Raw genomic sequence first — 23,025 nt, forward strand, 5'->3', positions numbered from 1 at the left:
AATCATAGAAATACTCCCCTAAAGACGGCAGGTCATTGAACCTCTCGGCCTAAAGGGGAGCATCCGGTATTACATCAGGTTGCCTCTATTTCATTCATTCTTCATTCATAAGCTGTTCGTACTGCAGCAATCGTTTCAGCATAACTGCCGCTTCCGCACGGCTGGCCTTGGCGCCAGGCACGAACGTATCGCTGGTCACACCGTTAATAATTCCTGCGTTAACAGCTTGAGCCACTGCATCCTTAGCCCAGCCGCTAACCAGGCCGGAATCCGAGAACTTGGACAAGCCTTGTGGGCTTACGTCCGCCTTTTTCCCGGCTGCGCTCATGGCGCGAGTGATCATTACCGCCATTTGTTCACGCGTAATGGCAGCCTCCGGCTGGAAGGTGCCGTTCTCAAAGCCGTCCACCAAGCCGGCCTGACTAGCCGCGCCAATAGCTCCTGCAAACCAGTCGTTTGCCTTAACGTCCCGGAATTTCGTTGCAGCCGTCTCGTTCAAGCCTAGAGCTCGAACCAGAAGCGCTGCGAATTCCGCACGAGTAATCTCATGCTGTGGTGCAAAGCTGCTGTCGGTCACTCCATTGACCACGAGCTTGGAGGCTAGCAGCTCCACATCGGCCCGAGCCCAGTGTTCTTTGATGTCATCGAATGTTCTGGAGTATTCGACAACCGTATAGATACTGTTGCCCGGACGTCTTATTACAGCCTTGGAAGCCCCGCCTTCCGTAGTGAACAAGGCCGGTACGAAGCTGAACGTGCCTGCCGACGGGTTGTATAGCACGGCAGTCGTCGTCTTCGGATCCGGAGCCTTGGTCAGATCTAATGTGCGAGTAACATACAGAGCTCCAAAATCGCTGATTTGAATTGCTTTGCCGCTGGCATCAGCTGCCGTTACGGTAAAGTCCACTGCCGGAACCAAAGGATTCAGGCCCTCCTGCTTGGCCTTCGCTTCGATAGCAGATAGAGCTGCACCGCTGACCTTCTCGATCGAAATAACGATCTTGACATCCTTGGACGCCGCGCCAAGCTTGCTTGCAAGGGCATCGATATCGATGGCTCTCAATGGCAAATCATACGAAGCTCCTCCGTACTTCAAGGAAATCACCGCATTCGGTGCTTTGGAGACAAGCTCCGCTACTGAGGCGGATGGAAGCTCCAATAGGCCGACAGGCTCGTTATTTCCTTTGACTTCGATGGAGATGCGCTGCCCCGCTGCACCTTTAAGGATTTCCAATGCTTGAGTTAATGCCGCACCTTCCAGAGCGGCTCTTGCCGCCGCTTTTCCGTCTGCGGTCTTCCCACTCACTGACGGCAGGTTCAACATAAGCGAGCCGTCTTGGGCAGGCTCTTTGGTTACGGGTGGCGTTGTCGTTGACGAGCCGCCTCTGCTGCCCGAACCTCCGCGCGAGTAATAAGGAGTCGCGCTGACTTCAGAGGAGTTGGCGCTTTCCCCGCCTGTATTAACAGCCGAAACAACATAGTAATAGGTCACAAAATTCGTTAAATCAGCATCCGTGTAACTGGTTCCAGTTACATTCGTCGCGATCGTCGTATACGCGCCGCCTTTGGTCGTGCTGCGCTTCACATTGTACGAGGCTGCTCCTGTTACACTGCTCCACTGCAGGCTTACCTGGCTGACAGCAGCCGTCGCGACGAGCCCTGTCGGTGCGGCTGGTGGCTCTACCGGAGTCACTGGAGCTATCGGCGTTGCACTTACTTCCGACGAATTCGCACTTTCTCCTCCGGCATTAACCGCACTTACTACGTAATAGTACGTCGTTCCGTTCGTCAGCTCTTTATCCGTGTAGCTTGTACCTGCAACATTCGTCGCAATCGTCGTATACGCGCCGCCCTTGGTCGTGCTGCGTTTCACATTGTACGAGGCTGCTCCTGTTACACTGCTCCACTGCAGGCTGACCTGGCTGACAGCAGCTGTCGCGACGAGTCCTGTCGGTGCGGCCGGTGGCTCTACCGGAGTCACTGGAGCTGTCGGCGTCGCACTTACTTCCACCGAATTCGCGCTTTCTCCTCCGGCATTAACCGCACTTACTGCGTAATAGTAGGTCGTTCCGTTCGTCAGCTCTTTATCCGTGTAACTAGTTCCAACCACGTTCGTTGCAATCGTCGTATACGCGCCGTCTTTGGTTGTGCTGCGTTTCACGTTGTAAGACTCTGCTCCTGTTACACTGCTCCACTGCAGGCTTACCTGGCTGACAGCAGCCGTCGCGACGAGTCCTGTCGGTGCGGCCGGTGGCTCTACCGGTGTCACTGGAGCTGTCGGCGTCGCACCCACTTCCGCCGAATTCGCGCTTTCTCCCCCGGCATTAACTGCACTTACTACATAATAGTAGGTCGTTCCGTTCGTCAGCTCTTTATCCGTGTAGCTTGTTCCAGCCACGTTCGTTGCAATCGTCGTATACGCGCCGCCTTTGGTCGTGCTGCGTTTCACGTTGTACGAGGTTGCTCCTGTTACACTGCTCCACTGCAGGCTGACCTGGGCATCGCCCGCTGTTGCTGTCAGATCTGCCGGTGTCCCCGGCGCTTTTTCACCTGACCGTGCATGCTCTGCTCCTGCTTGTGATTTGACAATAGCAGGCACATCCACGGTTGCGTCCATTTGATTGAACAGCGTCGGCGTCCAGTTGGCCGGAATCAATCCGCCTTTGCTTTGCGCTATATTTACTTCTACTCCGTTGAGTATAGAGCCTGTATCCGTAAACTCCGTTCCGCCAGGTGATACTTGAATCAGCGAAGCGGCGGATGTCCCCTCATCCTGCACAAAATAGTTGTTTTGAGCAACGATGTGCGACTCGAATCCTACGCCTATAGCGTACAGGAAAGGATAGCTCTCGTTATTAAGGGTACCTTCATAATAATTGTTATACAGATGCACTTGCCCGAACCGCACACGCGGTGCGCGCTGCGTCACATTTTGATAAAAGTTATGGTGGAACGTAATTCTCTCTTTGCCGCGATCGTCCGTATAACTGTCGCTTCCGCCGACCAGAGTGTTTTTATCATGATCATGGAAGTAGTTATAAGAGACTGTAATCAAATCGGAAGAGTTCGAAATATCCAATGCGCCGTCATGCTGCTGGTATTGCCGCCCGAAATATTTGATGTTGTAATCATCGCGGTTATTGCCATCACTGAACGTATTGTGATCAATCCAAACATGCTGGGCGTTCTTCACGGTGATACTGTCAAACGCGGAGTTCCAGTTGCCTGCATCTCCATCTGTCGGGTCCCATTGAGGGAAATAGTCGAACGCGTTCTCGAATTCGATGTTGCGGATAATGACATTATCCACGTTCTGAATCATCAGGTTACCGCCTGTAATCTTGGCGTTGGAGCCCGGTAAGCCGACAATGGTCGTATTGGAGCCCACATTGATTTTGATTTTGTTCCCCTGGTTCGCTTCCGAAACGGCACGTGCCGTCTCTAATGGCCCAGATGGAACCCGGGTTCCCCAAACCGCCGGATCATAAGCAGCCAGATAAGCCTGGAGGTCGTATGCCGGGTCTTTATAATAATCCATACCTACCGGATTATCGTTGTCATCCACATTCATGTCGATGGTGCCCTTGACGTAGATGATCTTCGGCGTCGAATTCGTCGCATTCGAGCTGTTATTGCCTCCGAGTGCTTTAATGAGCTCGCTGCGTTTGGTTACGGTGAAAATATTTGCCGCAGAAGCTTTGGAGCCCCCGGTCGTTCCCGTCGTGAAGGAACCCCACCCGTCGTTGACGGCCAGCACCTGCTTTCCAATATCCGACGAAGCATCCGTATTGATCACGTTAATAGTGACCGGAACGGAAATCGTGCCAAAGTTGAAGCTGAGTGTCGTCGTTCCTTCGGGCAGACTTGCCAGATAAGCCTTGTTCAACGTCACTACATTGCCGTTCACCGAATAATCGGATGCCGTTAGAGCTGCAGAGCCATTCGTAATACTCTTAAGAGCATCTCCATTGAGCTGGAGAGTCGCATGAATGTCTGCTTGATTCGCTGTATTTTTGTCAAAATTAGACGTTGTCACCGACACCGTAGGCAGGTAAGTCACATTAGGCATAATCACCGGAGTGGAAGGATCCCAATCGGTAAAAATTTGCGGGATCGTCAAGCTGGCTTCCGGTCCTGTCAGCTGCGTCGAAATTTTACGGGCGGACGGGTTGGCTCCCACACCATAGCTGTTATACTCGAAAAAGTAGTTCGTAATGCAGCTTCCCGCGCAAGAAGCGCCCCACCCTTCATTTAGAAATTTCCTGGAGTCGATCAATGTGTTGATAAAGCTGACTCTCGCATAATCCTTCCAGCCACGCCCTAAATCATAGGTACCGGAGGCAGAGGCATCGTCCACGATTTGTGAATTGAAGAACACATAGCCTTTATCCGTTACATTCTTTTGTGCTCCTGCGGTGATATGTCCACCGCCGCCGGAGTTGCTGACGAGGACCATTTTTACATTATCCATGACAACCGCCGGGGCTTCGCCGAAGATAAAGTCGACATCGCCCTGAATGATGCTGTTGTGGAAATAATGGCGCCCTTTACCGCTTGGATTTAGGCCGTTATACAGCGTGTCCTGATAGCCCTTCAGCTTGACCGATTCCAACGAAGCCTTATCGCTGTATAAGGACAGAGCCACAGCTTGGGCAACGGCCGAGCGCGGACCCGAGCTGTTCTCGATGGTCAAGTGGGCAGCGGTAAAGTTATCTGCCGTTACCTTCACCGTTTGGCTCAAGAAGGTGTTGCCCGTATGGCCCGGCTTCCCGGTTGTCGATGAGGTTCCGGCATAATCGCCATAAACGATCACGGTTTGGTCCATGCCATCCCCTACAAGGCTTACATAAGGCCGATCCACCGTAAGCTTCTCGGTATAGGTTCCTGCTTTAATATGAATGACAGTTCGTTCCGTATTCGTTGTAGATATTGAGTTCACAGCACTTTGAATCGTTTGGAATAGTGTCGTGCCAAAATTCGCACTGCTAGCTGTGGCTGCCTGATCTACGGTAAGCACCTTTGCAGGCAGTACGGCGATTTCGTCCGTTGCAGGTCCTTCCCCGTTAGCATTCGAAGCGGTAATTACGTAATAGTATGTCGTGCCGTTGCCTACGCTCGCATCGTTGTAGGAGGTTTGATCCGTTGCAGCAAGCGTTGTATAAGGTCCTCCGCTTGTTACCGATCTTTTCACAGTATACCCGTCCGCCCCGGCCATCTTGTCCCAGGAAAGGCTTGCACTGCCTTCGGCAGCAATCGCTCTAAGCCCTGTCGGAGCGGCAGGAGCACCGGCCTTCGCTGCATAAGGAACCGCCTTCAGCTGGTTGGAGATCATGCTCTCCTGAGCTAATTGATCGTCTGCTAGACGACTTGCAACGACAGTATAGTAATAGATCGTGCCGTTAGTGACATCGGTGTCGGTAAAGCTGGCATCCCTCACCTCTTGGGCTACCGTTGTGTAAGGTCCTCCGTTCACGGTGCTTCTCTTAACCATGTAATAGGTTGCGTCCGTAACCGACGTCCAGCTTAGATCGACCTTATTATCTCCGGGCACGGCACTTACCAGCGTCGGTGCAGCTAAAGGTGCGGAAGGCGCAACCTTCAGCAGCGCGGAGCTTGGACTTGAGCCGCCCATATTGGCTGCCGTTACCTGGTAGTAGTACGAGGTCCCATTCGTCAGGTTTTTATCGAGATACGTCGTTCCGGTAAGCTTCTGCGCTACGGTAATGAACGGGCCGTCCGGATGGGTGCTCCGCAGAAGCGTGTAAGTAGACTGTACTGGTTGTCCTTCCTCATCTTTAACTTGGACGGAGCTCCAATTCAAAGTGATTTGACTGTCCCGAATATCGATAGGACCAAATACAGGTGCAGTATCCGGCGGCTGAACATTGTTCGGATAGCCGTGTGCCTCATTCGATGGGTCGCTTTCGCCGTTCGAATTAACACCTGTAACGACATAGTAATAATCCTTCTTATTTTCAAGCCCCGTATCGGTGTACGCAGGGGATGTAACCTGGGTCGCTACACGAGTGTAAGGTCCCCCGATGACGGTGCTCCGGTAGACATTATAGGAATCCACGCCGCTTGCTGAGTTCCAGTTCAGCACGACCTTCTGGTCGGCTCCTGCTGCAGTCAGATTTTGTGGAGTCACCGCCGTGTGTTTATAAACCTTCACATTATCTACATACAGGCTTCCTGTGGAGGAACCCGCTGTTCTCGCTTGAATTTTGGCGATGTTAGTATCCTGTGTACTGAATTTGTAATTGCCTCTGTACACTCCGTTGAAATAAACATCGGCCGTATTCGTTCCGGTATCGGCGACAAACCTCAGCGTATACCATCTCACCGTATTATTGGAGTTAATGGTCTCGAATGTATTCAGGTTCGTGACGCTGAAGGAAAGCACCGTTTTACCCGAGCTGTCGATAAGCTCCAATGGATAGGAATCCCCGATGACCTTGGGTTCCATGAAGCTTAATTCAGCCGTCAGACCGTTTTTGCCGGATACCGGGGAGAAGGAATTCGTAAAGCCCCCTCTGCGGCCCGAATCGGCATTATCGTTGATCCATAGTACATTGGTCGAATTGTCCTTAATCGTCGCCGATTTGTTATTGGCCGGTGCGGCTTCCGTCGGCGAGTAATATTTGTTGGTCAAATGATCGTTGTTGATGACAGTCACGTTGTTGATCTTGTCATCTGCTGCATTGGCAATGGAAACATAGCCTGCAGGAGTATCTCCCAATACGCTGGTTTCGAAATTATCATTGATGAAATAGAGACCTGGTTTGTCCGAAACCTCGCTAGAGTTGGAGCTTTCACCGACGCCATTAACCGCGCTTATCACATAATAATAAGCAGTACCGTTAGCTAGCCCGGTGTGAGTAAAGCTGGTGCCGTTAGTTACATTCGCTACAACGGTATAGGGCCCTCCGGCCGCTGCGCTTTGCTTCACGTTATAGGACGTTGCCCCGGATACGCTGCTCCAGGAAAGAGTGACTTGCTGGTTCCCCGCTGCCGCCGCAGCATTCGCTGGTGCAGCCGGTACTGCTGCAGTCAGCGCTGCCGGCGTAAGAGTTACTTCATTGGAATAGACGCTGGCGGTTACCGCGTTGGCAGCTGTGACCACGTAGTTATACGTTTGTCCATTGGTTACTGCCGTATCTGTGTAGCTGAGTCCATGGATCGGACCGCTGTTTAGTTTGCTATAGGGACCGCCTTTAACGGTGCTCCGTCCCACATCATAGTAAACCGCGTCCGTGACCGCGTCCCAGCTGAGCGTCACTTGACGATCGCCTGCCGTACCGTTAAGGGCCGGGGCTTCCAGGGATACCGGCATGGTCGCCGTTAAACTGGAAACTGCTGTCGTTGAAGCGGCATTATACGCATTTTGAAGCGTTATGCTGCCGAAGGATGCGGCAGCCGCTTTCCCTACAGCAAAGCCGACATACATAGATTGGTTGGATGTCACATCCGTAATATTTTTCCCGTTGATATTCATCCAAGTGATCGTAGTCCCATCCGATGTGCCGATATCAAAATAGACATCCGCTCTGGACGAGCCTGCGTTCCACTGCTTGCGGACACGCATGTAGCTTGGAGGCGTATCGTAGGTCATATCAGTGCCTGATACTTTGTATCCTGAATTGCTTGCCGAACCCCCGGTAACCGCTTTCGTTGTAACGTATGGCTGATATTTATTTCCCGTGCCGTAATAATAGCTGTATACAAATGAGCTGCCCTGCTCCAAGGTACTGCGAAGCAAAATCCCCGCCTGAGCTCCGCTGACATACGGATAGCTGGTCAGTTTAGCGATCAGGGTGAAGTCCCCGCTTACCGGAGTATACGCATATTGAAACTGCTCCGTGGCAGCACTCTGATTCGTAATACCGGCAGATGAAGTGCTTGTAACGGTAAGCACACCTTCCGTCTTATCATAGGTCGTGTTCCCCGTGGAACTATTGTAGCTCAAGCTGCTCCAGCCCGTAGGGAGCGGCGCCGCCTGAACGTCCGGTATTCCCAAGACCGGGATATACGACGCCAGCAATGCAAAACACAGCATGATGCGCAAACAGATCATGATATTGCCTTTCTTCATGTTATTGGCGAACCTCCTTAGCCCATTTTTCTTGCTGCATACATTGACGAATAGCCTAACTTTTTCACTCCTTTACCCTATCTGAATCCCGCGGCACGGCTCTCATCTCCCTGCTTTCCGCGTAAAGACACAGCCTTGTCCACCGCTCCCCCATTATGCCTCTCCAGGCATTCACCGGCTATAATCATCTTGTCTGAAGATGGGTGATTATTCAGATGAGCCCGGATTACACGTATATGCTGGTTTTAACCCTTTTGCAAAACAGTGCTCTCGAAGGCAGATTGCCTTGCAAACGATAATGCTCCTTACTGGAACAAAATGACCCTACATAGCGAAACCGTGGCTTTGAGCTGATTCAAGTGCTTTGCGGAAAGCTTGGAAATTCATAAACTTTGTCAAGAAAAAAAGCCCCTCAAAGGCTCGGCGCCTTCAAGGAGCAATCGTATTCATTTAACCTTCAGGGCTTTATGGGTTTCATTTCAGCATATTCTCTATTCAGCTCGTCGATCATTTGATCCCCGCCGCTCTGGCGCCATCTGCCGATTTCGGCAGCGAATCCGCGCTCATCGATTTTTCCCAAAATAAATTGGTAGGTCGCGTCCGAAATGATCGTCTGCAGCTCGGCTCCTTTTTCCGCCTGTGTCTGTGAGAATAAAACAGTCGTCGGGTCATTAACCGCCATCTTGGCGTTGTCGTCAATCATGCGCTGAATCTTGTCCTGCATTTCGCTGGTTTCCTCCAGCTTCAAGTACCGGATATCGAAGGTCCGCAGCGCATTCGCGTAAGGCTCCACTTCCTGCTCCCGCAAGGCTTGCGTATCCGGGAAAATTTTGATCGTCGTCCGGTCCTCATTAAGCTTGTAGTGACGTCCCTCTATCCCGTAGGTGAGCAGATTGTTCACCTCTTCGGACAACAGGCTGTTGAAAAAGGCGAGGACCTCGCGAAGCTCCGCCTCGTTCTTGATGCTCGATTTGGGGAACAGGAACAGACCGCCGAAGCCGCTTCCTCCCCATATCCGCTCTCCTTGAGGTCCTTTGATCCGGTTCACGATATCGACCTCGGCGTCCTTAGTTACCCGTTGAATCCGGTATTGCACGGAGGAAGCCAGTACATTGCTGATCATCATCCCTGCTTCGCCTTTGATAAAGCGATCCTCCTGCTGTACCTTGCTCGTCACGGTGAAGTCGGGGTTCATCAGCTTCTCGTCATACAATCTCTTCATAAATTTCATCGCCGCCGTATATTCCGGTGTCATAAAATCCGGGGTCAGCTTGCCGGCCACAAGCCCCCAGCTGTTAGGTGCGCCGAAGTAGGAAGCGATGTTTTTGAAGGCGCCATACACAAGATCATTGCGGTCGATCAAGCCATAGGTATCCTGTTTACCGTTGCCGTCCGGATCGCGGTAAGTGAAGGCCTGAAGCACCTCATATAAGTCCTCGATGCTCCTTGGCTCCTGCAGGCCCAGCCGATTCAGCCAATCCTTGCGGAATTGTATTCCCTGTCTCGATTGCGGCCGCTCCCAATATATACCGTAGGTTTTCCCGAAAAAAGACGCATTGCTCATAATCGTCGGATTGATGTACCTGCTGATCAGCGGATAATCCTTCAAATAAGGGCCGATCTCCCAAAACTGGCCCGATCGGATTCCGTTGACGACAGAAGGCTGCTTCACGTCGACCGCCTTGATCTGCACCACCTTGGGAAGCGTTCCGGTAGCGATGGCAGCCACCATTTTGTCGGAGTAAATCGTATCCGGCACCCAGGATATCGCCAGCTTCGTATTCGTCATGGATTCAAGCCCACGAAGGATCGTATCCTGTGGAGGATCATCCTGGTTCAGTATTAGCATGAAGCTGATATCTGCATTGGCGGTTCTGTTCCCGCTTGCCTTCTGGCTATCGACCTTTGGCGATGCCTGCAATGAACAGCCCGCTGTAGAGACGGCAAGCATCAAAATCATGCCAAGCTTCCAAAGGGTTGTGCTTCTCCGTTTGTTCCACATGGCTATCCCTCCATCTATGCAGAACCACTTGCCTTGCCGTTATTCTGGCGTCCCAGTTCCCGGAATTTCCCCGGGCTGCAGCCCTCTGTTTTACGGAACGAGCGAATGAAGTTCTGAGAATTGTTGTAGCGCAGCCGCTCGGCGATTTCTTTGATCGGCATGTCAGTCTCCATAAGCCATTTGAGCGCCATTTGATGGCGGTACTGTGCCAAATAAGCGCTGAACGATACCTCCATGCTTTTACGGAAAAGAGCTGCCAAATAGCTTGCATTATAGTGCAGGCGGTCCGCGCAGGTATCGATCGTAATATCTGTATCGAATTCCTCATGGACCATTTGCACCATCTGTTTGGATAAGGAAAGATGCCTTGCTTCCGTCTGTCCCTCAATTCCGTTCATGACGGGGTCGATGATGTGATCCATAAACCATGCCGCGCCGGACTCCGTTAGATTCAAGTGAAACAATTCGTCGAACAGCGCCTGCTGCCGCTGCATCGGAATGGCTTGACCCGTTACGCCGTTGGCAAGACCGAGTGTATTCATCAGCAAGCGCACGGCATTAAACTGCATATCGTAAATATTGGGGTTATTTTGGCTAATTTCGTAAAGCAGCTGCCGTAAGAGCTTACCGGCCCGCTCCCTATCCACAAGCTTGACCGCATCAAACAGCTCCGATTGCAGCGCAAAAGGATAAGAATAATGGAGGACATGGTCTTCGCCTAAATCACCGAAGTAGCCGATGCCTTCATCGCCTAGGAATGCATGTCTCTTAGAGGCCTCAACCGCTTCTTCATAGGCACGGGGAAGCTCCGGCAGCCGCTGGTACGGAACACTGATTCCGATATGAACCTTCAAGTCGAGCACCCGGGCCGCGGTTTGCTGTATAAGTCTCGCAGCCGCATAAGCCTCGGATATCATCGATTCCTTCGCTTCCGAGCCGCCGGTCAGAACCGTCGTTTGCGTTCTGCCCAGCACAATGGGATGCAGTCTGCGGTCTGCGGCAAGGAGCTCACCGACCATGTTATTGACGGCAAATAACAGCAAATCAATATCTTTTTCGGCAAATCGGGTATTCTCCAGACTGCCGATCTGCAGCGCGAGCACACAAAATCGTGAAAAGTTCTGCCGCATCCCAAGGCTCTCCATCCGTTCGACAATCTCGCCTTCCTTCATGCCGAACAGGAACAGCTTGACCATCAAAAACGTACGCAGCAGCTCGGTCTGCCCCTCCAGCCTGCTCTCCAGCCGCTTTTTCGTATCGAATAAAGTCTGAACCTGCTCTCCTATCACTTGAATTTCATCCAACGGCTTCCTGGAGGGGGACATTCCCATCTGGGACATCACTTCCTTGTAGATTTGAGCGATCGGCTGGTACAACCGCTTCGTCCACAATAGGATGGCCGCAATAGACAGCAAAAGCAGGATAAGGCAAATCGATAGAGTAAACCACCCGATGTCGCGGGAGGATCGGGTTAATTGATCGAGCGTAACGACGGATACATAGGTCCATCCGTTATAGTCCGATTTGCGGTAGGTAACGGCAAACGATTGGCGGTCCATGTTCAGGGTATACTGCCCGGTACGATCTCCCGGCAGCTGCCGGACCGATTGATGAAGCATCTCGTCCAAACCGTCCAAGGTCACGCCCTTATGGACAAACAACTGTCCATCCTGATCAAACAGCAGCACGGCCTCATGCTCCGCATTCACCGAAATCAGCTGGCTTAAGCTGCAGGCCGGAATTTGAATCATGGCGGTTCCGAGGCTCCGGTAAGCCGTGAGCGGGAGCTTCTTCAGCAGGTTGACATATGTCTGACATCGATTTGCAGAGGTTGGTTGGGTAACGCTTTCATTTTGACTGCCGGACGGCATGCTGGCTTCCTGGGCCCCCGTTGCCGCTTTTGACTCGCCAATGGCCCAAACCGAAGGTGCAGCCGGGTCCGGCATCGCCGATGCATTTCCTTTGATCCATGCATCCAGCCGGTACAAACCGTCATTTTTAATAAGCCAATTGCCGGCGGTACTCCAAATTTGAATATCATCTATCCCGGTATCGAGGCGCTGGAGGCTGCTAAGCTCAGTTTTCACCTGGGTATAGAGCTGGAATTGATCCGGGCTAAGCGGTTCATTGAGCGCGGTTTGAATAATTTTAGAGCCCAGAAAGTGGGTTGTCGCCTGATCGGCTACCTTCAAGGAGTGTTCCACGTTCATCTGCGTTTGCTGCAGACTGAGCGCCGTTTCTTTCTTCGTCTTCTCCAGCACGACGCCGGAGGATTTGGCATAGGAAAATAAACCAAGCAGCACAACAGGCAGCGTGGCCGTAATAAAGCATAACCATACCCATCTCACATAATAACGGTTCGGCTGTTTCTTCATCTCTTGTGCGTTCACCCTTGTCTTGTTCAACCGTTGGAAGCGCATTCTAACGCTTGTTGACCCTATTGTAACATAAGGCTGAAGGGTCAAGAAGAACGCATTTTGCCAAGATATAGACCAAAATGGTGGTCGAGCATATATTTTCGTGCTATACCGTGCGAGCCTTGCCCCCATCCTACATACGATAGCCTGCATGGATCGAGCAGCGGCACGTCTAACGATTCTCTTACCTTATGCCGATAACTTAAATAACAATAGGACAAAAGGAGGATCAATCAAATGAAAATAAGCGGATTGTCCAACAGTACAACGAAGTATGCTCAACCCGCTGCAGCTGCTAATAGTAACTCGACCCAATCGTTGATTAATGCTCTGCAAAAGCAAAAAACACAGCTTCAAGATCAGGTGAAGCAAGTCCAGCAAAGCAAGATGTCCACCGAAATGAAACAAAATAAGATAAAAGAGCTTGATGACCAGATCAAGGCGCTGGATAAGCAAATCGCAGATGCAATAGCCAAAAAAAGAACGGAAGAACAGCAAAAGGCTTCCGAAGCGCAATCCAATGACCAAGACGATGAAGAGGATGCCCAGGTCTTGAACGAAAAAGTCGTGACAGGTCTCGTCTCTGCGACAAACTCTATGAAGAAAGGCGACGCCGCCTTCACCGTATACAAGAAGGAAGCGGCCAAGGTCATTCATCCCGATATTAATAAAATGGAAAGAGCTTTATCCTACGCGATGCCCGAATATCAAAAAGCTTTACAGAGCAGCAAGCTGGTAGAAGAGGGATTGCAGGAAAGCAAGGCTCTGTCCTCCAAAGAGGATGAGAACGATAAACGGGTACAAGATACAGAAAAACTCTCTTCCGAGCCTGGTTTAACTCAGGAACAAGAAGCTGACGGCAGCTTTGGACTAAGCGAAGAGGAGATGCTGAAGGATCAGAAAGAGGATCAGAGAAAGCGAATCGATATCAGAATATAACCCGATGCAGCGGCAGTTGGGCTAGAAGTAAGCCTCTATTCTTCCGCGCATAGCTTCCTGATGTTCAGCAAACTGCTTGTGCCTATGCCCGTTGGCACCTGAAGGATGCGGGAATCCCCATAAGCATTGCGCTCCCTTCAGCTTCCCTTCGTTCACGAGGAGCTGCAGCACCTCCTCTACCCGTTTGCCCAATGGGATTACGAGCGCACGATTCATGATGTCCAGCTCCTCCCGTATTGAGGATAGCGCGTGATTTCTAAGAAATTCATTGGACATCAGGTCAGGGCGCGTGCCGCTGTAATTATTCCTATCTGTGAACACCGGATAGCGCAGCAAAGCAGTAGAATGAAGCAGCTCCTGATGCTCTTGGAACAAGGATTCGCAAGAGGGGATTTGCAAATGATGATGCAGCCCAAGAGCATCCAGCATACGGATGAGCTCACTTCGCATAGTGCCCGCGAACCTTGCCGCATCCTTCGCTCTCTTGCATATTTCTGCATCCGGCAGCCCTTCCTCCAAGCCGATTCTAGCCTCTTGAATAGCGATTCGCATTTGTGCCCAGCCAGGCGTTAGCCCGACAATGGCCACTGCGGCCGAAGGAGTCCTGTATTCATTATGAGGTGCATAGTACATTTCCAGCTTCCCATCCCGGTCTACTAGAAATTCCTCTGTCAGAAGCTCCTCCTTGGTAAGTACCGTGTCCTTGGGAAGGGATAATATCGCTTGTTTGTAACGCTGCAGTTGAGTTGGAAAAGGCATGGGGTTTTCCTCGTTTAGTTGTATATTTTGTACCGTAAGACGGATTACCTTTTGCAGGTTCTTCTTCAGGCATGCTTCAAGCTATATAGGCTTCTCGACAAACAAGATGAACCAGCTCATGCTAATCCATCTTGAGTATCTCCGATTCATAGGCTTGGAATGCGTTCTCCATGCCCATAATGACATCTTTAATTTTCATATAGCCTTTGGTATACGGCTCCGAATCCCGAATTTCTTCCCACATATAGTGATATTGGGCCATATCGTCCGTTTCGCAGATAACGAAATCCGTATAATCTTTTCCCGGCAGCGCCTCCGCGTCGCAAAAACGAACTTTAACGTGAGCGCTGTAGGTCTGAATAATTTCCTGCAGCTTCCCGGCATAGCTTCTGCGTTCCTCCCGGGGCAAAGCCAGCCACGACGGGTAAAATTCCAGCAAAACAATCAACACATATCTCATATCCGTATCCCTCTTTGCTACTATAGATTGATACCCTTATTGTAACCCGCTCCTGCCATGGTCCGCATTAACATAGGTTAATGTGGCTCGTTGTGAAGCAAGCGGCTCAGCGAGACGGGAGATATGCCAATGTACGAGGCGATATGATACTGCGCAATCCGCTTTTCCAAGCCGGGATACTTGAGAAGAAACGCATCATAGCGTTCCTTTGCAGACAAATATAATAATTGGCGTTCGCGCTCTTCCTTCCGGATGTACAGCCTCTCTACACTCTTTCGCACGAACCGTTCCCACCTATGGCTAGTCTCCATAAGCTCATTCAGCACATCATACGATATTTCAATGACAACCGAATCCTCCATGGCCTCGATTGTATAAGGCGACGGCGCTCCTGTTACCATGGCCGCGTAGGAGGTCGCATAATCCTGCTCCAGCGTAAAAGCGACATTATATTCCCTTCCATCAGCCAAAGTGTAAAATAACCGGAACAAGCCTTCCGAGCAAAAATATGCATGCTGTACATGCTGTCCGGACTCTATAAGACGGGCTCCTTGCTTCACATGCCGCACCCTTGTCCGTTCAACGAATGGCTTCCATTCTTCCTCAGAGATCGATGCCTGCCGGACCCGGTTTTCCAGTGCACGATAATATGAGTACATAGGCTCCTCCTCCATCATGATGCGTACATCCCTACCAGCTTACTTCAAAACCGGCGGCGCGTCATTAGGGCGACGAAAAAAGCACCTCCAGCAACGGCTGTGTGTCATCCAAAGGATACACCAGCCCTGGAAGATGCTTTATGCGTAAGCATTTCTTGAACTCTATGGGGGTTACGCGGGTCCAGCTTAAAGCGATAGGATTCGATTCGCTCGGTTTCACTTGGTAGGAGGTCTGAGGCTCTTCCTCCGGCCTCAGCTTACTGTTCGGCTTGTGCAGAAGGAACTAGCCGCGGTTCAGCACCTTCCGTACTCGGCACAGCCGATGGTTGACGGTTGGACGTATCATTGGAAGCTGCTGGCGCCGGGCTTACTGCCGCCGGCTTTCTTGATGCGTCACTCTGCTCTCCTACCTGCACTCTCACAGCAGGTGCCGGCTGCGGCTTGGCGCTCGACTCCCTTGGAGCCGGCTTGACCGCCGACGGCTGGCTCGATGAATTATCCGCGCCCGCTGCTCGCAGCTCGGAGGGAGGTACCGGCTGCGGCTTATCATTAGAAGATGATGGCACTCCCCCCGATGGGGATGACGCTTTGGAAGCATCATCAAAAAATACCTGCTTCGGCTCGGAAGCTTCCTGCTGCTTCGATGTGCTTTCCGGAGTGGTCGATGGCTGCTCTGCAGAAGTTTGCTGCTTTGTTGTATCATCCGCTGTCTGCGACTTTTGCACGTCCGAGCCGGACTCCGTCGGTGTTTTTTCAGTGATGGAGACCGGCGAATTCACGGTCTGCGCAGCCCCCGAATTGACCTTGGGATTGGTTAAGGTGCATCCGCTTATAAAGACCACAGTCGCAATGCCAAGGAATGACCAGCGGTATGAATTCGATTTAAAGTTCTTGATCATTATGATTCTCCTCTGCAATTGAGTTTTATTTCCCGTAAGATGGACATTTCCAACTACTCGGACAGGCTGAGATAAGCTTTCCAGCAATTGGATAAGTGTATGCCCATAGTTCTGACGCTCATCCGGAGCGAGGAAGCTAAGCGCAAGAGCATCGCTGGCAATTTCCTGGTCCTCTCTCATTCGGCGGTAGGCGTACCACAGAACCGGATTAAACCAGTGAAGGATCAGCAGAGCATGCATGATCCCGTTGACTCTGATGTCGTTTCGTTTGCTGTGTGCCAGCTCATGCAGGAATACATGCCTCAGTTGATCGTCAGTCAGTGTATCGGTAATCTGCTGAGGCATAATCAATTGGGGCCGAACAAATCCGTAAAGGGTCGGCGAACCTACATGTCTGGATTCAACAAGAGCAATGGCTTGATGGACGGACATCCTTTGCTTGCATTGCCGGAATATCTCCAGCACCCTTTCATCCGTTACGGGAATCGTCCCCTGCCTCATCCTCCGGGCAAATCTTCTGTTTACCTGAACGGTATGCATTCCGAACAAGCCGACGCCCATCAGCCATATCATAACCCCTATTTGCCGGTAAACCGGCGAGGACGGCGGTTCCGATGCATCCGTTCTCGACGCCGCTTCTTCCGCATTCATAGGCGAATCCGAAGAAACGGAGACTGGATAGCCGATCCAGTTATAAATACTGAGTTCACTCTCCGGACCCCATGGCAATGCCAGCCGCACAATGACCAACAGCCACATCAAGTATTGCCATCTTGGCTTGAGCCGATGCCGCAGCATGCGCTGGAAGAGAATAATCAGAATTACCAGCACAACGGCCATGACAGAGACAGAGCAAATCCAATCGAAGAGATTCACCAGATAGTCTAGTAACCGATTCACATTCACCCTACCCTTTCGTTAATCGATCCATAGGGCAAGAGCCCGTAAGGCGGTAACCATAAGTATTTAGTTCCCTTTGGACTTGTCATCCAATATATTCTTCAATTCCTTTATCTCCTGCGGAGAGAGCTTTTCTTCCTTCAAAAAGTTTACCAAAAGAGGCTTGAAGGCCCCGCCGTAAATTCTTTTTAGAAAGGAAGCCGTTTCCGACCTCACGCACTCGTCCTCGGAAACCAACGGAAAATAAGCGTATACCTTGCTCTCTTGCGAGTAAGAAACGGCTTTTTTGTGAACCAGTCTGTTCAACAGTGTTCTTATCGTCTTTGGCTTCCAATCCGTCCGGTCTTCCAGAGCTTCAATCACTTCGTTGGCCGTACTTGGCGACTTAGCCCAGAGCACCTTCATCACTTCCCATTCCGCGTCCGAAATTTGGGGAATCTCATTCATTGCTTTTACCCTCCTGACCAGATTGATTACATATGTAATACAATAACAATATTACAAGCGTAATCTCGGAATGTCAAATGCATCTCTGTATCCATGACCTGCTGCTATAATGCCAAAAAAACGCATTGTCCATAGACAGTGCGTTTTTTCGATAACCTAGGCCAGCCCCTCCAGCACCTTACCCAGCCGGTCAAGGTTCTGTTCGTTCGCCTCTTTACAGTAAGACTTGGCTTCCTCGTATTCTTCTGTTACCTTGAAATGCTGGCGAAACGTAAGCCGGGTTCGTTCCCCCAGATCCTCGAACGTTGCCGTGATTCGAAATTCGTGTCCCGACAGATGATCCAGCACGATCCGTTCCGCCGGTACGATCTCAACAAAGACGTTATAGTTAGGATAATCGATGCCGTTCGGTCCATGCATGGTGAATTTCCAATCGCCTCCCGGCCTTGGGTCCCATTCGTGAAACGTATTCGTGAAGCCCTCCGGCCCCCACCACCGGGCTAACAGCTCCGGGGTTGTCCAGGCTCGAAATACGCGCTCCGGCGGGACATCGAACACTCGTGAGGTGATGAGTTCATTTTTGCCTGCCAGCATGCTCATCCCTCCTCTTCCAACGCCTTGCCCAGAGCATCCAGCATAATGGTCGTCCCATGCTCCCGAACCTCTGGCGTATCATGACCATCAAAGAACGCGCCCTGCTCGGTAAAAATCAGCTTGGTGCCGTCACCTGTCTGGATAAGCTCAACCGTTGTGGTAGAAACGGAGAAGCGCTTGCCGTCCGAATCCAGGGTATACGTATATACAATGCGCTGCTCCGGCACGAGCTCCTGGTAGATGGCGTCGAAGGTAAAGACCGGCCCCTCCGGCGGTCCGCCGCTGCTGTATTCTCGTCCTCCAACCCGAAAATCGAAAATATCCGGCTTGGAGAACCATTTGGCCTTGGCCGCAGGGTTGGACCACGCGTGATATACCCGTTCAGGCGAGGCAGTATAGGTTTTCTCGATAACAAAGGTCGCATGTTTGACAAATCGTTCGTTCATTGATTTTCCTCCTTAGGTTTCGGCGTTCCATTCTCCCCGGCAAGGAATTCCTCCAGCTGGTCCAAGTGTCGCTCCCAGCTCCTTTGCCGCTCCAGGACGGGCTTCTCGAACTGCATTTTCATCGCTTGCAGAAGTCCTGTGAAATCCTCCAAGGTTAATTCCGCATTCCCCTGCATCAGCTTGGATACGTGTCCCAGCTGCTCCAACAGCTTCTGCTGCAGCCGAATCTGCTCCTTAATTCTTGTGATCTGCAGGGTGACGATCTCAAGAGGACTAAGGTGCCCGCCCGTTAAAGCCGACTTCACCTCTTCGAGAGACAGACCCAGCTCCTTAAGCGATAAAATTTGCTGCAGGCGCGACAAATCCTTTTCACTATACAGCCTGTGACCGGAATCCGTCTGGTCTGACGGTGAGAACAAGCCGATTTGATCATAATAACGTAACGTTCTTACGGTAAGCCCCGTCATCCGGGCGAGCTCGCCGACCTTCCAATGCTTCCTCATCTATCATCTCCACTCCTGATCGCTAGCTGTCTACCGGTAGCTTTATTATAAAACCTTACGTTACGTAAGGTGCAAGAGAAATTGAAAAGTTGATGTTTCGGAGGCAGATGCTCCATAGAAATCAATCTCTATCCGCATAAATTCGACAAATATCGCAAAATTCCCCAAATAGTTTCCATGTATCGGAACATTTATAATGTTTTAGCAGGCGTTATGGGTTATAATGGCTAGAATATAGTAAAATTTACCCAATACAATATTACCCAGACCCACGAAATGGGTCCTTGGCTTCAAATCTGATTCCGGCGCTTTGCAGGAGCCCCGTACATAGGCGAAGAAACCATGAAGGCTTTCCACTTCCAAAACCTATTTTTGGAGGTTTCATCATAGATTCATCTCATTGTTGAAAGAAGGTTTGGTTTATGAAAACATGGCTTCATCGTTCTCTCATCACCACCATGTCGCTTGCCATGCTGACGGCATCGTCCTTGCCGGTTTTTGCGGATGAGCAGGCCGCCAAACAGGAAGCAAACCTGGACATCGGCATTTTAGTTAACGGCAGTATGCTCGTTCCGCTCCGTGATATTACGGATGAGCTGAATGCCAAGCTAACTTGGAATGATGAGCAGAAGTCCATTACTCTGGACAGAGCAGGCTCCTCGGTATTTATGAAAATTGACGATCCTCAGGTTCAAGTCAACGGACAAGCAAAGACACTGGAGGTTGCCCCAAGAATAGAGGGTGACAAAACTTTTGTACCGCTGCGTCTCATCAGCGAAGCGTTCGGCGCTAAAGTGGAATGGAATGGAGAAAAGCAGCAAGCGACGGTTCAAACCGCGGATAAGAGCCTGTACATAATGGGTTATCCTTATTTTGAGTGGGAAGGCAATCATTTTGTTTATTCCGGAGATCTGGTGAATGGGCTTCCGCAAGGGCAAGGTACAGCCGTAAAAGGCACTTCCATTTATAATGACGTGTGGTATAAGGGGGCTTGGGATCAAGGAAAGCCTGTAGAGCTGCTATCGAACGACTATAAAATCTATGTCAACGGTAATTACCTTACTTCCGACTACCCGCCGATCGTTCGCAACGATGTGGTCTATCTGCCGCTTTGGGCGCTTCTCGGTACCTTGAAAATGTCGGCTAAGCCGGTGGGCGACGTCCTTCGAATCAATCATCCGAACCGGGTCCTGTTGATTGGCTCCGACAGCAATTTGATCACCTATTTCGGTAACAGCATGGATCAGCATTCCAATCGCATGGAATATCCGGTTATTTCCGAGCAATCCGTCCTGTATGTGCCGATTACCTTTTTGCCGGAGTATTTGGACGTCCAGGTTGCATGGGGAGAAGGCCGTCGAATTGATCTTACGGCGGGAGACCTGACCAAGAATACTTCTTGGGGCGTTGATAACAAAATTAACAAGACTGCCGAGCAGCTTCAGACCGATATCGCCGCCGAAAGCATTTGGAAGAAATACGGCGATTCCTTGTGGAGCAGCCGCGATCTCCCATATCCCGCCGGGCAGAAGTTTAATCAATATGAAAAGCTGACCGTAATCAGCTACAGCGGATTAAACGCAACCTTAAGCGACGGCAATCAATCGATCGACTTTAAGTTTTCCTCTCTTAGCTCTCTGGGCGCGGCCTTCTACACCAAAGATCCTCTGGCTGAGTTCGACTGGTCCAGCGAGACCAAAGATTTGATCCGCCGGGAAAAGGTGGCCATCGGCATGACACGGGAGCAAGTCCTGGTGTCGTGGGGAAAACCGGATAATGTCAATGCGTATGGCGGAAAAATGGAACAGTGGGTTTATCGTTATGGCTCGAGCTTCAAAGCCCAATATTTATATTTTTCCGGCAATATCCTGGATTCCATTCAAAACCCCTAATTGATTGTTTATAAAATCATCCTTTAACTTGAACATGCACTCCCAACGTTAGCTGTATCGAACAGCAGTGGGGGTGCATTTTTTGACCCAAATCAAAAAACGGCCTTATCCCCAATAAAGTAAGGACGAAGGCCGCTTAGTATTTATTTCTATACGGTTTGCAGTTCGCCGGACAGACCCAGCGTCCGTGACGTTGAGGTATGAATTTCGCGAATCAGCTCCGGATTCTTCAATAAGGTCACACCGTATGAAGGAATCATTTCTTTAATTTTAGGCTCCCACTCTTTAACATGCTGCGGGAAGCATTTATTGATAACTTCCAGCATGACGGAAACCGCGGTGGAAGCGCCAGGAGAAGCGCCGAGCAATGCGGCTATCGAGCCGTCAGCGGCATTAATGACTTCTGTACCAAACTGGAGCGTACCTTTGCCTGCAGCCGTATCTTTAATAATTTGTACGCGTTGACCTGCTATCAGCAAATCCCAATCCTCGCTCTTGGCGTTCGGGATAAATTGGCGCAAATCATCCATACGCTGTTCTTTGGATAACATCACTTGTTTGATCAAGTAGGTGGTCAAGGAAGCGTTCTTGACGCCTGCCGCCATCATCGTTACGAGATTATGCGGTTTGACGGAAGTGATCAAATCCATCATAGAACCGGTTTTTAAGAACTTCGGCGAGAAGCCGGCAAACGGTCCGAATAACAGCGACTCTTTGCGATCGATAACCCGGGTATCCAAATGCGGAACAGACATCGGAGGAGCGCCCACCGGAGCTTGTCCGTATACTTTGGCACGGTGCTGCGCCACGATTTCCGGCTTCTGGCATACCATAAAGAGTCCGCTTACCGGGAAGCCCCCGATACCTTTTCCTTCAGGGATACCGGATTTTTGCAGCAAATGAAGGCTTCCGCCGCCGCCGCCGATAAAGACGAATTTGGCCGTATGGCGTTCGACATTACCGCTATCCAGATTCCGTACCTTCAATTCCCACGAGCCATCGCTCGTACGTTTAATATCATCTACTTGTTGCTTGTATTTTATGTCTACATTTTTCTTCTTTAGGTGATCAAACAATAACCGCGTTAAAGCACCAAAGTTGACATCCGTTCCGGCTTCACTTCTTGTTGCCGCAATAGGGGTGTTCAACTGCCGGTCTTTCATCATTAGCGGAATCCATTCGGCCAGCTTGGACGGATCATCAGAAAATTCCATTCCGTCAAACAGAGGGTTTTTGGACAAGGCTTCAAACCGTTTTTTCAAAAAGGTTACGTCTTTTTCCCCTTGGACAAAGCTCATATGAGGTACGGGCACGATAAAATCCCGCGGATTCCGAATCAGATTGCTTTTTACCAGATAAGACCAAAACTGCTTGGAAACCTGGAACTCTTCATTGACTTTAATCGCTTTGCTGATATCGACGGAACCATCCGGTTTCTCCACCGTGTAGTTAAGCTCGCACAGCGAAGAATGCCCTGTTCCCGCGTTATTCCATTCGTTCGAGCTTTCCTCTCCCGCGCTTGCGAGTCTCTCAAACACGGTAATTTTCCAATCCGGTACTAATTCTTTCAACAATGACCCTAAAGTCGCACTCATGATTCCGGCACCAATTAAGATAACGTCTGTTGTCGTTTGTCTGCTGCTCATTTTTACCGTCCCTTACATGCTAATATTGGAAGAAAAGATGCAGGCGCTCCTCAGCCTGCACAGCAAGTCAGGGTGGGACCCTGGTCACACCCTAGTTCTAGATCAAATATCATCTGATCCTGCTGTATTACTTATCACTTCATAATAGATTAATATATCTACTATTATATGATAGTTATATACTATTTAAAAGCCTTTAAAATCCGGTAAATTTCATGGATCGCAACCTAATGCAGTAAGAAATGGGAAACCGTCCACAAAACCCTAGAAATACACAAAAAACCAAGGCTTTGCCCCTGCTACCTGCAAGGGTTGTGGCTTGGGGCGGCTGCTTAGAGTGGCATTGGATATAAAAAGATGAAATTTTCCT

Annotated in this window: 14 protein-coding genes and 2 pseudogenes; 2 read left to right on the forward strand and 14 right to left on the reverse strand. The window is 50.5% G+C overall.

Going from position 1 to position 23,025, the window contains the following annotated elements:
* Positions 1–94: 94 nt before the first annotated feature.
* From ABEA66_RS36325 to ABEA66_RS12050, 5 genes and pseudogenes are all read right to left on the reverse strand, one after another.
* Positions 95–2,590, reverse strand: coding sequence for an S-layer homology domain-containing protein (locus tag ABEA66_RS36325; RefSeq protein ID WP_377740817.1), 2,496 nt, complete (start codon positions 2,588–2,590; stop codon positions 95–97).
* Positions 2,567–3,820, reverse strand: a pseudogene (locus tag ABEA66_RS12035) (pectate lyase family protein); the annotation flags it as partial. The gene ABEA66_RS36325 and the pseudogene ABEA66_RS12035, both read right to left, overlap by 24 nt.
* Positions 3,821–3,835: 15 nt before the next feature.
* Positions 3,836–8,092, reverse strand: a pseudogene (locus ABEA66_RS12040) (pectinesterase family protein); the annotation flags it as partial.
* Between the two features lie 457 nt (positions 8,093–8,549).
* Positions 8,550–10,094 (reverse strand): extracellular solute-binding protein, encoded by a 1,545-nt coding sequence (locus tag ABEA66_RS12045; protein WP_345587717.1) that lies wholly within the window; start codon positions 10,092–10,094, stop codon positions 8,550–8,552.
* A gap of 14 nt (positions 10,095–10,108) precedes the next feature.
* The gene (locus ABEA66_RS12050; RefSeq protein WP_345587718.1) at positions 10,109–12,469 is read right to left on the reverse strand and encodes a helix-turn-helix domain-containing protein; all 2,361 of its coding nucleotides are present in this window, start codon (positions 12,467–12,469) and stop codon (positions 10,109–10,111) included.
* Between the two features lie 279 nt (positions 12,470–12,748).
* Between ABEA66_RS12050 and ABEA66_RS12055 the strand changes: the two genes are divergently transcribed.
* Positions 12,749–13,450: a FlxA-like family protein gene (locus tag ABEA66_RS12055; RefSeq protein ID WP_345587719.1), complete on the forward strand. Its 702-nt coding sequence runs from the start codon at positions 12,749–12,751 to the stop codon at positions 13,448–13,450.
* Between the two features lie 21 nt (positions 13,451–13,471).
* Here the strand turns inward: ABEA66_RS12055 and ABEA66_RS12060 are convergent, their stop codons facing one another.
* The 8 genes from ABEA66_RS12060 to ABEA66_RS12095 all read right to left on the reverse strand — a co-directional run bounded on the left by ABEA66_RS12060 (position 13,472) and on the right by ABEA66_RS12095 (position 19,117).
* Positions 13,472–14,209: a hypothetical protein gene (locus ABEA66_RS12060; protein ID WP_345587720.1), complete on the reverse strand. Its 738-nt coding sequence runs from the start codon at positions 14,207–14,209 to the stop codon at positions 13,472–13,474.
* A 121-nt stretch (positions 14,210–14,330) separates the two neighbouring features.
* A complete protein-coding gene (locus ABEA66_RS12065; RefSeq protein ID WP_345587721.1) occupies positions 14,331–14,669 on the reverse strand; it encodes a darcynin family protein in 339 nt (112 codons plus the stop codon).
* A gap of 77 nt (positions 14,670–14,746) precedes the next feature.
* Complete coding sequence (locus tag ABEA66_RS12070) at positions 14,747–15,328, reverse strand: Crp/Fnr family transcriptional regulator (RefSeq protein WP_345587722.1); 582 nt, start codon at positions 15,326–15,328, stop codon at positions 14,747–14,749.
* A 257-nt stretch (positions 15,329–15,585) separates the two neighbouring features.
* Entirely contained in the window at positions 15,586–17,127 is a 1,542-nt protein-coding gene (locus ABEA66_RS12075; protein WP_345587723.1) for a M56 family metallopeptidase, read from the reverse strand.
* Between the two features lie 66 nt (positions 17,128–17,193).
* Complete coding sequence (blaI, locus tag ABEA66_RS12080) at positions 17,194–17,574, reverse strand: penicillinase repressor BlaI (protein WP_079911292.1); 381 nt, start codon at positions 17,572–17,574, stop codon at positions 17,194–17,196.
* A 156-nt stretch (positions 17,575–17,730) separates the two neighbouring features.
* Positions 17,731–18,168 (reverse strand): SRPBCC family protein, encoded by a 438-nt coding sequence (locus ABEA66_RS12085; RefSeq protein WP_345587724.1) that lies wholly within the window; start codon positions 18,166–18,168, stop codon positions 17,731–17,733.
* A gap of 2 nt (positions 18,169–18,170) precedes the next feature.
* Entirely contained in the window at positions 18,171–18,614 is a 444-nt protein-coding gene (locus ABEA66_RS12090) for an SRPBCC family protein (RefSeq protein ID WP_345587725.1), read from the reverse strand.
* A complete protein-coding gene (locus tag ABEA66_RS12095) occupies positions 18,611–19,117 on the reverse strand; it encodes a MerR family transcriptional regulator (RefSeq protein ID WP_079911295.1) in 507 nt (168 codons plus the stop codon). Before ABEA66_RS12095 ends, ABEA66_RS12090 begins: the two co-directional genes overlap by 4 nt.
* A gap of 422 nt (positions 19,118–19,539) precedes the next feature.
* Between ABEA66_RS12095 and ABEA66_RS12100 the strand changes: the two genes are divergently transcribed.
* On the forward strand, positions 19,540–21,009 hold the full coding sequence (locus tag ABEA66_RS12100; protein ID WP_345587726.1) for a stalk domain-containing protein: 1,470 nt from the start codon (positions 19,540–19,542) through the stop codon (positions 21,007–21,009).
* A gap of 149 nt (positions 21,010–21,158) precedes the next feature.
* On the opposite strand, the gene ABEA66_RS12105 is transcribed toward ABEA66_RS12100, so the two are convergent.
* Positions 21,159–22,655, reverse strand: coding sequence for a malate:quinone oxidoreductase (locus ABEA66_RS12105; RefSeq protein ID WP_192703105.1), 1,497 nt, complete (start codon positions 22,653–22,655; stop codon positions 21,159–21,161).
* Positions 22,656–23,025 lie beyond the last annotated feature (370 nt).

It is taken from the genome of Paenibacillus vulneris (assembly GCF_039543185.1).
GTDB lineage: Bacteria > Bacillota > Bacilli > Paenibacillales > NBRC-103111 > Paenibacillus_S > Paenibacillus_S vulneris.